Raw genomic sequence first — 12,069 nt, 5'->3', positions numbered from 1 at the left:
CCACTCATTTACTCTCGGTTGCCGGGTCGTCACACTGCGCAGTGGAGGAGAATCGCTCTCATGCTTACGACGGCAGAAGGGGGCGTTTCGTGACGCGGGTTGCGGTGGTGACCGGAGGTGGGTCGGGGCTCGGGCGGGAGATGGCGCTGGCGCTCGCGCGGGCAGGCTTTCAGGTCTGGGTCACTGGCAGGACCGAGGAGAAGCTGAAAGAAACCGCCGCAGTAGCAGCCGCTGACGCGGCGGCGGCCAACGCCGTGGGCGAGGTGCGGTGGGGTGTTCTGGACGTTGCGGACGGTGCCGCGGTGAGAGGGTTCTTCGCGGGGCTCGAGCGGGTCGATGTGTTGGTCAACAACGCGGGGACCGGGTCGCCGGCCGCGGGCGTGGAGGACGTCACGGAGGAGGACTGGCGGCGGGTGGTGGACACCAACCTGACGGGTTCGTTCCTCTGTGCGCAGGCGGCGTACGCGCTGATGTTGCGGCAGCAGCCGAAGGGCGGGCGGATCATCAACAACGGGTCGATCTCGGCGCACGTACCGCGGCCGCAGGGGATCGCGTACACCGCGAGCAAGCACGCCATCACCGGACTGACCAAGAGCCTCGAGCTGGAGGGCCGGGCGCACGGCATCACCGCCTGCCAGATCGACATCGGGAACGCCGCGACCGCGATGACCGCCCGGATGGAGCAAGGCGTGCTCCAGCCGGACGGTTCGATCGCGGTCGAGCCGACGTTCGACCCGAAGATCGTGGCGGACTTCGTCGTACGGATCGCGGAGCTCCCGACGAGCGTCGCCGTACCGTCGCTGACCGTGATGGCAGCCGGCATGCCCTACGTCGGCAGGGGCTGACGGGACAGGTCGATGTCGATCACGTCGTACCACTGACCTGCCGCGGGCTGGTCCCGCAGCGGGTCCTTCCAGCGCAGCCGGACGCGATCCGGCTGCGCTTCCATGAGTACTGCCTCGTGCCAGTCCGGCCCGTCCGTGCGCGCCCACCAGGTCTCGGTCAGACTCGCGAGTCCTTCCTTCTCCAGTACGTCGACCGCGGCGTCCCGGTCGCTCACCGGACCGAGGGCTGCACCGAAGACCGTCGTCGGCAACCACCCCCCGGCCACAGGCACCACACGGCCCAGCAGTTCGCCGTCCTCCCGCCGCACGTCCTCTGGCGAGGGCAGTCCGGGCCACAACTTCTTCAGAGTGCTCACAATGCGCTCCGTGGTCTCGCCGAGGAAGTGGATCGTGGCGAGCTCTGTCGCAGTACCCGCGTACGGAGCCGGTGCCTCCCCACCGACCCAGACCTGGCGAATCCGTTGTGTCGCAGTGATATCGACCAGTGGGTCCCCGTCGACCAGTAGCAAGTCAGCGCGAGCCCCGACTGTCAGCCGCCCACGGTCTGTCAGCTTGAACACCTCGGCCGGTGCACTGGTCGCAGCAACGAGCGCGTCGGCCGGACTGAGCCCAGCGCGCACAAGGTGAACCAGTTCCTTGTGCAGCGACGCCCCGAACACCAGGCCCGGGTTGGGCGCGTCCGTACCGGCAAGAATGCGTACGCCGGCCCGTAGCAACGCCAGCGTGTTCGCCCGAGCCCCCGCACCGTCAGGCGGCTGTGGTGGCATCCAACGACGCGACTGACCGTCCAGCACACGCCGCCAGCGCGCAGGCATCCGTGCCATCAGCTCTGGCTCGTCCAGCAACGGCAGCCGCCCGGACGGCCCGTTGAATCCGTCGACGATGCCCAACGTCGCGATGACGGCCACACCGGCGACCGCCTCGATGTCAGCGGGGGACATGAGATCCGACGGCGCATGCGCGAGTACGTCGACCCCGCACTCCACCGCCTCGACGGCAGCGGCCGCCGTCGACACGTGAGCCACGACCGTCAGCCCGTGCGCATGAGCCTCGGAGGTCAGCGCCTGTACCGTCGGCGCGTCCAGCGTCGGCATGCTCATCCCTGCGCCGGCGCCGTCGTCGTAGATCAGCTTCAGGTAGTCGGCTCCCTCCGCGATGCGGTCGGCAACGAACCGCTTCGCGTCGTCCGGACCGGTGACATAGGGGAGCGGCGGGAAGGCGATCGTCGGGTGGCCGCCCGGCGCGGTCGCCCCGATGCTCGACGTGAAGAAGGCGGAGCGCGGCGTCTCCGCGGCGATCACCTCGGGCATGCTGAACATGTCGAGCTGGGTGGTCACGCCGTACGTCGCGGCGAGTTGCGTGCTGCCCGGCGCCAGGTGGACGTGCGCGTCGATCAGCCCGGGGAGCAGCGTCGTACCGGTGCCGTCGACGAGTACGTCGTCCGGTCGCGCGATGTCGGGACCGCCGATCGCGAGGATGCGACCGTCCGCGACCCGCAGACAGTCCGCGGTCAGCGGCGTACCGCGGTCGACGAGCCGGGTGTGCAGGATCGTGAATGCCATGCTGGCGACGCTAGGGGGTGACGTAACGTCATACTCCAACCCGATTTCCGGAGGTGTCGTGGAACGCACGGTCAGCGAGGTGGCCCGGCTCGCCGGTGTCTCGGTGCGGACGCTGCGGCACTACGACGCCATCGGTCTGCTGCCGCCGGGGCGCGTCGCGGCGAACGGCTACCGGTACTACGGACGTCCCGAGCTGCTCCGGCTGCAGCGGATCCTGCTGCTCCGCGAGCTCGGCGTACCGCTGCCGTCGATCGCGCGGATCCTGGACGAGCAGGAGGACGAGGTGACCGCGCTGCGTGGGCATCGGGAGCAGTTGCTGCGCGAGCGGAAGCGGTTGGACGACGTGCTCGGTGCGGTCGAGCGGACGATCGCCGGCTTGTCGGGGGACGCGAGTGTTGCCGACGAGGAGTTCTTCGCGGGGTTGAACGATGCGCGGGATCGGCTGCGGGACGAGTTGGCTGAGCGGTACGGATCCGCGGCCGCCCAGGGTTTCGAGAAGGCCGTGCGGGAGACGTCCAACTGGACGCGGGAGGACTACGAGCGTCTCGGGGACGAGGGACGGCGCTTGTTGTTGCGCATGGCGTCCGCGCGGGACCGGGGTGTCAGCCCGGACTCATCGGAAGGGTTGGAGCTGATCGAGCTGCATTACCTGGGGGTGCTGGAGGTCTGGCCTGCTACGCCTTCCACCTACTACGGGTTGGCGGATCTGCTGGTGAGGAATGCGGATCAGCGGGCGATGATCGCCTCGGTCGACGCGGAGTTGCCGGAATGGTTGGCGGCCGGGGTGCGGGCTTATGCGGTGCAGCGGCTCGGGTACTCCGGAAACGGAGAGGAAACTGTCGGACGGTCCGTCTAGTGTCGGGCAGGTGAGTGATTCTCTGGTGCACGTCCGCGGGCTGCGGAAGTCGTACGGCGACTTCGAGGCGGTCCGCGGGATCGACCTGGACGTGTGGCGGGGCGAGGCGTTCGGGTTCCTCGGGCCGAACGGCGCGGGCAAGTCCTCGACGATGCGGATGATCGGCGCGGTCTCCCCGACGAGCGGCGGCACGCTCCGGATCCTCGGCATGGACCCGGCCACCGACGGCCCGGCGATCCGCGGCCGGCTCGGCGTCTGCCCGCAGGACGACACGCTCGACACCGAGCTGTCCGTCCGGGAGAACCTGACCATCTACGGGCGGTACTTCGGCCTCAGCCGCGCGGAGTGCCGGCTGCGCGCCGACGAGTTGCTGGAGTTCGTCGCGCTCACCGACAAGGCGAACGTCAAGGTCGACGAGCTGTCCGGCGGGATGAAGCGCCGGCTGACGATCGCGCGGTCGCTGGTCAGCAAACCCGACCTGCTGCTGCTCGACGAGCCGACCACCGGCCTCGACCCGCAGGCGCGGCATCTGCTGTGGGACAAGCTGTTCCGGCTCAAACAGGCCGGCGTCACGCTGATCATCACCACCCACTACATGGACGAGGCCGAGCAGCTGTGCGACCGGCTCGTGGTGATGGACGGCGGGCTGATCGCGGCCGAGGGCTCTCCGGCCGACCTGATCCGCGACTACTCGACCCGTGAGGTGACCGAGCTCCGGTTCGGGCCGGACGTGATGCTCGCGGACCACGACGCGCTGGCCGGCAAGGTCGAGGACCTGGCCCAGCGGATCGAGGTGCTGCCCGACCGGTTGCTGCTCTACACCGACGACGGTGAGCGTGCGGTCGCCCAGGTGCACGAGCGCGGGCTCGAGCCGGCCGCCGTGCTGGTCCGGCGCTCCACGCTGGAGGACGTGTTCCTCCGGCTGACCGGCCGGACGTTGGTGGACTGATGGCCGTAGCCGTGGAGAACGGTCGCCGGATGTTCGACTACTGGCTGACCGTCTACAAGCGGACCTGGCAGGGCACGATGATCAGCAGCTTCCTGCTGCCGATGCTCTACCTGGCCGCGATGGGGATCGGGCTCGGGTCGTTCGTGGACAACAACGGGACCGGTGCGCTCGGTGGCGTCAGCTACCTGCAGTTCATCGCGCCCGGGCTGCTGGCCTCGACCGCGTTGCAGATCGCGGTCGGCGAGGCGACGTACCCGGTGCTGAGCGGGTTGAAGTGGCAGAAGTTCTACTACTCGATGATCGCGACGCCGCTGCGGCCGGCCGACGTGGTGTACGGGCAGCTCGCGTTCATCGCGTTCCGGGTGTTCACCTCGTGCGCGGTGTTCCTGGTGATCATCACGCTGTTCGGCGGGCTGAAGTCGCCGTTCGGGGCGCTCGGTTTGCTGGTCGCGCTGCTCGTCGGGATGGCCACCGCGGCCCCGATCGCGGCGTTCGCGACGACGTTGGAGAACGACTCCGGCTTCGCGATGGTGTTCCGGTTCGGCGTGGTCCCGGCGTTCCTGTTCTCCGGGGCGTTCTTTCCGGTGTCACAGCTGCCCGACTGGATCGAGTGGCTGGCGTACGTGAGTCCGCTCTGGCACGCGGTCGATCTGGCCCGCAACCTGAGCCTCGGCACGGTCAAGCCGTGGCTGGCGTTGCTCAACATCGGCTACCTGCTGGCCTGGTTCCTGGCCGGCACCTGGCTGGCCGTTCGCGGCTTCACGAAGAGGCTGATCAAATGACGACCATCGCCGCGCGAGTCGTCCCCGTGCCGGTCCGGCTCGGTGGCGGACGGCACCTCGTCGAGCGCAACTTCCTGCTCTACCGCCGGTCGTGGGTGGTGTTCATCTCCGGCTTCTTCGAGCCGGTGTTCTACCTGCTCTCGATCGGTGTCGGCGTCGCGCACCTGGTCGGCGCGTTCACGCTCTCCGACGGGACGAAGATCGCGTACGCCGCGTTCGTCGCGCCGGCGATGCTCGCCAGCTCCGCGATGAACGGCGCGATCTTCGACTCGACGTACAACATCTTCTTCCGGATGAAGTACGCCAAGCTCTACGACTCGATCCTCGCGACGCCGCTGCGGCCGTGGGACGTGGCGACCGGCGAGGTCACCTGGGCGCTGCTGCGCGGGGCGATCTACTCGGCGATGTTCATCGTCGTCATGCTGATCATGGGGCTGGTCTCGTCCTGGTGGGCGCTTGTCGCGCTGCCGGCCGCGGTGCTGATCGGGTTCGCGTTCGCCGGCGCCGGGATGGCGCTGACCACGTTCATGCGCAGCTGGCAGGACTTCGAGTTCGTCCAACTGACGATCATGCCGATGTTCTTGTTCTCGGCAACGTTCTACCCGGTCGAGACGTATCCGGGGGCGATCCGCTGGTTGGTGGAGATCACCCCGCTTTACCAAGGCGTCGTTCTCGAGCGCGCCTTCAGCACGGGCAACGTGAGCTGGTTCCTGCTCATCCACGCGTTCTACCTTGCCGCGATGGGCACCTTCGGCATGTACGTCGCCTCCCGCCGCCTCGGCAAGCTCCTGCTGAAGTAGCCGTCCGTTTCTGATGGAACGCGGATCCGGGCGGCCGCGTCAGTTTCGGTATGAATCTGATCGGTGCGTGGCGCCGTCGGCAACATGACCGCGAACTGCTCTACGGACCGAAGGTCCTGCTGCCCGGTGGACCGGAGCAGTGGATCGAGGACTCGCTCGACTGGTTGATCGCCCGCTTCGGCGTCGAGCCGCTGCGCCGCCGCCCGGTGCTGCCCAGTACCTTCGTACCGGCCGGCTACGACGGTTCCGAACGCGCCGCCCGCGAGCTGTGCCTGAAGGTTTGCGCCTGGATGGAGGTACCGGACGACCGGATCCGCTTCAGCTTCCGAATGACAGAGATCCGCGCCGCCGCCCGCAGCGCCGCCGCCCACCGCCTCCACGCCGACCACCCGGAACTGATCGCTGTTTCGGGGCTACAGGCAACGATGTCCCCGCCCGAAGTGGCCGCCCTAGCCGCGTCCGGCTACGCCCCGGAGATCGCCGCACTCACCGACCGGGAACTCACCGCCGAAGTAAAACGCACCACGGCCATCCAACAAGAAAGTGATCCCACCCGCCGAACCAACCTGACCCGACAGGCCAACGCAATCTGGACAACCCCACCCGGCACCACCTCCCGCGCAGCCTGGCTCAACCTACGCTCACCCACCCAATCAACCGGCAGCAATCCGCGCCCGTCGCGACCCAACCCACGATCCACCGAACACCCAGCCGGCAGCGATTCGCCCGCGGCCGACCTGGACGTGCGATCCGCCGGAGACCCGGCCAGCACCAGTTCGGGCCCAGGCCGGCCCGACCTTCGGTCCGCCGGCGGTCCGGCTGCCAGCGATTCGCACGTGGCCGGGCCGGACGTGCGGTCGGCCGGAGGCCCGGTCGGCATCAGTTCGGGCGCAGACCGGCCCGACCTTCGGTCCGCCGCCAGCCCGGCTGCCAGCGATTCGCACGCGGCCGGGCTGGACATGCGATCCGCCGGAGGCCCGGCCGGCAGCAGTTCGGGCCCGGCGCGGCTCGACGTACCGTCCGCCGGCGGCCCGGCCGGCAGGAGTTGGCACGAACTACAGTCCGCCGGACGCCAGGCCGATCGGCTAGAAGGCGTGGCGGGGGACTGTCACGACACTGTGGGGGCCTGGCAGGACGGTACGGCGGTCATGCTGGCGGCGGACACCCTCGCCGATCCGGCCGCGGTGGTCGCGGCGACCGCGCACGAGCTCGGCCACGAAGTGCTCTGGGGATACCACCTACTGGAGCGAGGCCGGCCGGATGCCGAGGCGATGACGGACCTGTTCGCCATCTTCCACGGCTTCGGCATCTTCCTCGCGAACCAAGCCGTCGAGCGGGTACCCGGCCGCCGCTCGATGCGGCAGACCCTCGGCTACCTGGGCGAGCGCGGCGCCTCGGACGCGCTGGCGGCGTACTGCTTCCGCCGCCACCAACTGTGGCCCGAAACACTCCTCCCGATGATGCCGCCCGAACTCGACCGTACGGTCCGCATCCGCACCTTCACCCGCCTAGCAACCCTCGTCAAGAACGCCGAGATCGACTCAATCCAAGAAGGCATCTGACCACAAGCGCCAGGTGCAGCCTGTACGGAGGCGCTGACAGCTGCTGCCCTCTGTGGGCAGGGCTGACAGGTGCTGTGGTGGGCGAGGGCGGCGGGTGCTGTGGTGTGTGGGAGGGCTGACAGGTGCTGTGGTGGGCGAGGGCGGCGGGTGCTGTGGTGTGTGGGGCGGCGGGTGCTGTGGTGTGGGGGGAGGGCGGCGGGTGGTGTGGTGTGGGGAGGGCTGCCGGGTGCTGTGGTGTGTGGAGCACATGGACCCGTAGGGATCCAAGTACCACGTCACGTTGATCTTCTGGTCATGATGGATGCATGGCCGCCAGAGATCTGGTTTTCCGGGCGGGTGACAGAGTCCGCACCTTCGGCCGGTTCGTCTCCGGCGCGGATGGTGACTGGCTCGACGTGCAGCGCGTCCACGATCTGATGATCAAACCGCCGGGCTGGAAATCGGATCTGTCGATCCGGCTGATCGGCGCCGACGCAGCCGCCGTACCCTCCGAGTTCGGCCCGAATCAGGTCCCGGGCCACATCAAAGTGGTCGGGAGGTGGCATGCCCCAGCGCCCGGTGTGCAGGTACGGCTCGGTGACGAGAGCATCGAGGTCGAAACACAAACTCCGGAAGGCCGTCGACCGCGCCCACGTGCGGATAGGACCCGCCCACCATGCCCGCCACCTTCCGGAGGCTGGCCACAGAATGTGACCTGGCACGAAGGCTGGCCGCACAGCCCGGTCTCGCACCTGGACCTGGACATCCGCGACCTGGAATCGTCTGGGGCGATCGTTCATCGGGTGATCTTCCGTCCCTCGGAAGACCAGGAAGTCCTCGTCGTAGCCGCAACCGATGTCGAAGCGGTCACCCGCGCGCTGTCCCCGAGCCTCCCGAATCAGCTCTGCGTGGTCCAAAGTCGCTTCACCCGTGCCCAATTGGATGAGGTCGGCGACGTCCTCCATGCCCATTTCCAGGAGTGGCGCTTGGAGTCCTTCGGTACCGGAAACTCTGACGCCCAAGGTCAACCCTTCGCCAGAGCGGAACCAGTACGAGTCACCCCCGAACTGGCCGCCTGGGCCGACACCCTCCCCCACGGCGTACTCCTCCTCGACCCGACCATCACTCCCGCCTGAAACTCAGCAGCCGAACCGGCGGGCACGAAGGTAGGGAGCAAACGTTGGCTGGGGTGGCAGCCGGGTGGTTCAGCGGTCGGTGCGGATCGCGGGCCTGAAAGTGCACCGGACCGTCATGCGGGCGAGGACCGGCCTCGGCGCATCGCTCAGCAGTTCTTTGTGACTCCTGTCCTTCATGTGCGAGCCGCCTCTGCCAGGGCGAGCGAGTACCCGGCGATGCAGCAGTTGGCTGGCTGTTGCCGGAGAGGTGTTGGCCGCGGCGTACTGCGCGTGTCGTGTGGTTGACGGTGCCCGGAGACGGCCATCGACAAGCTGACGGATGCGTTGGCGGGAGCCGGCGCCGGATGGGGTGTGGGCTGGTGAGCCCACGAATTGTCAACAAAATAAGGGGATTCTGGTTCGGGAAATGTCGGTTGGGTCGTCTAGAGTCGGCGGTATGGAACTTCTGGGCGAGCGGCCGGTGTGGTCGATGAGGGGTGGCGAACTGCTGTCCACTCTCGATGCGCTGGAGGCTGAGATCGCGCGCCTGGAGACCTGTCGTTTGCATGTGGTCGGCGCAATCGAGACCACTGGGTACGCCGCTGAGCTCGGTGCTCGCGACACCGCCGAGTTGCTGCGTTTCCGGTACCGGCTGGACGCCTCGACCGCCCGCCGTACCTTCCGCCTCGCTCAGGCGCTGCCGAAGTACCCGTCCGTGTCCGCGGCTCTTGATGCCACCGCCGCTGTCGAGCCCGAAGCGGATCCGGACGCCGCCGATGCTGAGGGCGACGGTGCTCAGGGCGACGATGCTGCGGCTGGTGGATGGTTGTTGCGGCCGGCCCAGGCGGAGGCGATCGTGTCCGCGCTCGAGCGGGTCCCGGCGCACGTGCCCGTCGAGGATCGTGATGTGGCTGAGCGGGAGTTGGTGGGGTTGGCGGCGCATCTCTGCCCGGCTGAGTTGCGGCAGGCGGGGACGCGGATGCGGGACGTTCTGGATACCGACGGTCCGGAGCCGGAGGAGGCGAAGGCCGCGGCGGCTGAGTCATTGACGCTGACGGCGGCCGATCGCGGGGTGAAGTTCCGCGGCTACCTGGCGAACGAGAACGCCGAACTGTTTCGCGCGCTCATCCACGCCGGCGCCCGCCCCCGCAAGACCGTCGACGGCGAACGGGACCCTCGCTCTCGCGAAAAGCGCCAGGCCGACGCGCTCAGCACAACCCTCACCATCGCAGCAGCCGCTACCGACAGCGGCTACCTCAGGCCCCGCACCGCTACCCCGGCACACGAACACGGTCCCCACCAGGACGGTACGCATCACGACGGTGCCCGTGCAGACGGCGGAGGCCTCGCGTCGGCGACGGCCGCGGGCCACGTACCGGCCGAGGCCGAGGACGCCGGGCCGTTTGCAGGTGCGGATGCCGTCGCGATGGCGAGCGGGGACGACGTACTGCCTGGGTTCGAGGATGTCGTACCTGCGGAGTGGCCGGGTGCTGTAGGCCCCGAGGGTGGTGATGTTGAGGTCGCTGGTGTGTGCGGTGCGGTGCCTGGGTTTGGGGCCAAGGCGCAGTTGACGGTGACCATCGACTTTCGCGACCTGCAAGCAGCCACCGCCGACGCGTGCGGGCAGTTGGTGTTCGGCGACGGGCTGTCGGCGGCGACCGTACGACGTCTCGCCTGTGACGCGAAGATCATCCCGTTGGTACTCGGTACGAACTCCGAACCACTGGATGTCGGCCGCAGCGAACGCCTTGTCACGCGGGCGATCCGGCGCGCCCTGAACGCTCGGGACAACGGTTGTGTCGTCTGCGGCGCACCGCCGATCATGTGTGACGCCCATCATCTGACCTCGTGGATCGACGGTGGCGAAACGAAGGTCGAGAACCTGGCGCTCACGTGCCGCCGTCATCATGTGGATGTGCACGACGGGCAGTGGACAATCAGGATCACGAACGGGGTCGTTCACGTCGCGCGGCCCGCGTGGGCCGAGCCACCACCAACCAGGTTGATCCGGCGCAAACACCAGCAAGCCGCGGGTAGCCGCCCCGCGCCGGACGACGCTGCGGCAGGCAGGTCAGTCGCCGGAGCGTCGGAGGCGGGTGGGACTGTCGTGTCCATCGCTCGCACGTCACGCTGGAAGGCCGACGAAGCCGCACTCCGCGAAGCAGCCGAGTTCGCCTCGATCAACACGCCGACCGGCTGACTCGCTGACCGGCCGAGTCGCCGACCGGCCGAGTCGCCCGACTCGTTGGTGGGGCGCGGGATCTTCCCCGACCTGCTCGGGCGCTGCGGCGCACCGGTCCGCGGTGCTGTCTTGGTGCGCATTGATCTGTGGTGACGTGTCGGTCGGGGTGGTTCGTGGTGTCGCGTGGGTCGGGGTGATTGGTGGTGCCGCGAGAGTCCGGGGTGGTTCGTCGTGGTCCACGGTGGGTGGTGATGTGTGTTGGGTGCCGGTTGGCAGTGGGGTGCGGGTTTGCGGCGGTTCGCGGTCGGGAGGGGCGGCGTGGTTTGGGTGGGAGGGAGTTGGCTTCAGGCGAGGAGTTTTTCCAGCCAGGTCGAGCCGCCGCGGAGGAGGGAGGTTTGGGTGGGACCGGTTACGTGGTCGACGAGGTGTAGGTAGGTGATGGTTTGGTAGAGGGTGCCCAGTTCCTCGGCGAGGGTCAGGGCGCGGCGGAGGTCGGTGGGGGTGGCGTACTGCTCCCACTCGGCCAGGTAGGCGTCCCGTACTCGCGGGTCCGCCGAGAGCGGCGACTGCTTCTCGACGAAGGTCACCAGGTCGAGGAACGGGTGCGCCAGGGCCGCGTCGGTCCAGTCGAAGGCCAGTACGCGACCGTCCCGCACGGCGAGGTTTCGCGGGTGCAGGTCGCCGTGCAGCAACGTCTCCGGTACGCCGATCTCCGCCAGCTCGTTGATTGCCTCGCGCAACTGCTTCGCCCGATCAGGCAGTTTCGCAAACTGCACAGGGTCGAGGTGGCGGGTCAGCTTGTTCGGCTCGAGCAGCCGGTCCAGCTCGTCGGTGAGTACGGCGAGCCGCCGGTCGGCGCAGCTGTACGACAGCAGCCGTGAAGGTTCGGCAGCGTAGCTCAGCTGCAGCCGCGCATGGTTGCGTACGGCATCGATCCACAGTCCGACATCCTCAGCAGCTCCGAGCGGCGTACCGAGGTCCGGCAGCAGCATCCATCGCCGCCGCTCGTCGATCGCGATCGGCGCCGGGACCTCACCGGGACGATCCGCGGACGTGAGCTGCAGGAACCGCGGCTCGTCCGCGAACAGGAACGGCAATGCCTCCGGATCGGTCGACGCCTGCGAAAGCGCCTTGAAATAAACGTCTCCGTCAGCCGTCGGGATCCGCAGAACGTTGGACAGGCCCCACGACTTCACCTGCACCCACGGCCCACATGCCTGCACGTGTGACCCGATCCAGCCCAGAATCTCATCGAACGAATCGATCGGGTCCAGCAAGTACGTAATGGGATCCTCGGACACACACGTGCGTACGACAGCCTCAAACCCGAACTGTTCCCGCAACGCCTGCAGCACCGGCTCGACATCGGGAAACCAGAAGTTCTCGGGCATCTCGACCACGAACATCTGCTGTGCCAACTGAGCCCGAACTTCCATG

At 68.2% G+C, this 12,069-nt stretch carries 10 protein-coding genes; 7 read left to right on the top strand and 3 right to left on the bottom strand.

Translation table 11 applies throughout. The features are described 5' to 3' along the window. The first annotated feature begins 89 nt into the window (after positions 1-89). Complete coding sequence (locus tag FB475_RS07740) at positions 90-845, top strand: SDR family oxidoreductase (protein ID WP_185759134.1); 756 nt, start codon at positions 90-92, stop codon at positions 843-845. Here FB475_RS07740 and FB475_RS07735 read toward each other — a convergent pair. Then, positions 827-2,407: an amidohydrolase family protein gene (locus tag FB475_RS07735; RefSeq protein WP_141853876.1), complete on the bottom strand. Its 1,581-nt coding sequence runs from the start codon at positions 2,405-2,407 to the stop codon at positions 827-829. The genes FB475_RS07740 and FB475_RS07735 overlap by 19 nt on opposite strands. A gap of 58 nt (positions 2,408-2,465) precedes the next feature. Here FB475_RS07735 and FB475_RS07730 point away from each other — a divergent pair, with 58 nt between their 5' ends. Genes FB475_RS07730 through FB475_RS07710 form a run of 5 tightly spaced genes read left to right on the top strand, consistent with a single transcriptional unit; the run spans position 2,466 to position 7,356 of the window. Continuing rightward, the gene (locus FB475_RS07730; RefSeq protein WP_185759132.1) at positions 2,466-3,263 is read left to right on the top strand and encodes a MerR family transcriptional regulator; all 798 of its coding nucleotides are present in this window, start codon (positions 2,466-2,468) and stop codon (positions 3,261-3,263) included. Positions 3,264-3,273: 10 nt separating this feature from the next. Continuing rightward, positions 3,274-4,212 carry an ABC transporter ATP-binding protein gene (locus tag FB475_RS07725; RefSeq protein WP_141853872.1) on the top strand — a complete coding sequence of 313 codons (939 nt, stop codon included), beginning with the start codon at positions 3,274-3,276 and terminating at the stop codon, positions 4,210-4,212. Beyond that, complete coding sequence (locus tag FB475_RS07720; RefSeq protein WP_141853870.1) at positions 4,212-4,994, top strand: ABC transporter permease; 783 nt, start codon at positions 4,212-4,214, stop codon at positions 4,992-4,994. The genes FB475_RS07725 and FB475_RS07720 overlap by 1 nt, the downstream gene beginning before the upstream one ends. Next, on the top strand, positions 4,991-5,794 hold the full coding sequence (locus FB475_RS07715; RefSeq protein ID WP_141853868.1) for an ABC transporter permease: 804 nt from the start codon (positions 4,991-4,993) through the stop codon (positions 5,792-5,794). The genes FB475_RS07720 and FB475_RS07715 overlap by 4 nt, the downstream gene beginning before the upstream one ends. Positions 5,795-5,844: 50 nt before the next feature. Continuing rightward, positions 5,845-7,356, top strand: coding sequence for a hypothetical protein (locus FB475_RS07710; protein ID WP_141853866.1), 1,512 nt, complete (start codon positions 5,845-5,847; stop codon positions 7,354-7,356). 275 nt (positions 7,357-7,631) lie between these two features. Here FB475_RS07710 and FB475_RS07705 read toward each other — a convergent pair whose 3' ends face one another. Beyond that, positions 7,632-8,300, bottom strand: coding sequence for a hypothetical protein (locus tag FB475_RS07705; RefSeq protein ID WP_141853864.1), 669 nt, complete (start codon positions 8,298-8,300; stop codon positions 7,632-7,634). Positions 8,301-8,907: 607 nt separating this feature from the next. On the opposite strand from FB475_RS07705, the gene FB475_RS07700 reads away from it, so the two are divergent. After that, positions 8,908-10,650 (top strand): HNH endonuclease, encoded by a 1,743-nt coding sequence (locus tag FB475_RS07700; RefSeq protein ID WP_185759130.1) that lies wholly within the window; start codon positions 8,908-8,910, stop codon positions 10,648-10,650. A 326-nt stretch (positions 10,651-10,976) separates the two neighbouring features. Here FB475_RS07700 and FB475_RS07695 read toward each other — a convergent pair whose 3' ends face one another. Beyond that, on the bottom strand, positions 10,977-12,068 hold the full coding sequence (locus tag FB475_RS07695; protein WP_141853859.1) for an aminoglycoside phosphotransferase family protein: 1,092 nt from the start codon (positions 12,066-12,068) through the stop codon (positions 10,977-10,979). Between the last annotated feature and the right edge of the window lies 1 nt (position 12,069).

The organism is Kribbella jejuensis, assembly GCF_006715085.1.
Classification (GTDB): Bacteria; Actinomycetota; Actinomycetes; order Propionibacteriales; family Kribbellaceae; genus Kribbella; species Kribbella jejuensis.
The sequence above is the reverse complement of the archived record's forward strand: the minus strand, read 5'-3'. Positions and strand labels throughout refer to the sequence as shown.

What these genes read in the sequence shown, in the direction of transcription:
- FB475_RS07715 (WP_141853868.1), top strand. Translation starts at nt 4,991, where the DNA reads ATGACGACCATCGCCGCGCGAGTCGTCCCCGTGCCGGTCCGGCTCGGT.
- FB475_RS07705 (WP_141853864.1), bottom strand. Translation starts at nt 8,300, where the DNA reads ATGGAGGACGTCGCCGACCTCATCCAATTGGGCACGGGTGAAGCGACT.
- FB475_RS07735 (WP_141853876.1), bottom strand. Translation starts at nt 2,407, where the DNA reads ATGGCATTCACGATCCTGCACACCCGGCTCGTCGACCGCGGTACGCCG.
- FB475_RS07700 (WP_185759130.1), top strand. Translation starts at nt 8,908, where the DNA reads ATGGAACTTCTGGGCGAGCGGCCGGTGTGGTCGATGAGGGGTGGCGAA.
- FB475_RS07695 (WP_141853859.1), bottom strand. Translation starts at nt 12,068, where the DNA reads ATGGAAGTTCGGGCTCAGTTGGCACAGCAGATGTTCGTGGTCGAGATG.
- FB475_RS07720 (WP_141853870.1), top strand. Translation starts at nt 4,212, where the DNA reads ATGGCCGTAGCCGTGGAGAACGGTCGCCGGATGTTCGACTACTGGCTG.
- FB475_RS07710 (WP_141853866.1), top strand. Translation starts at nt 5,845, where the DNA reads ATGAATCTGATCGGTGCGTGGCGCCGTCGGCAACATGACCGCGAACTG.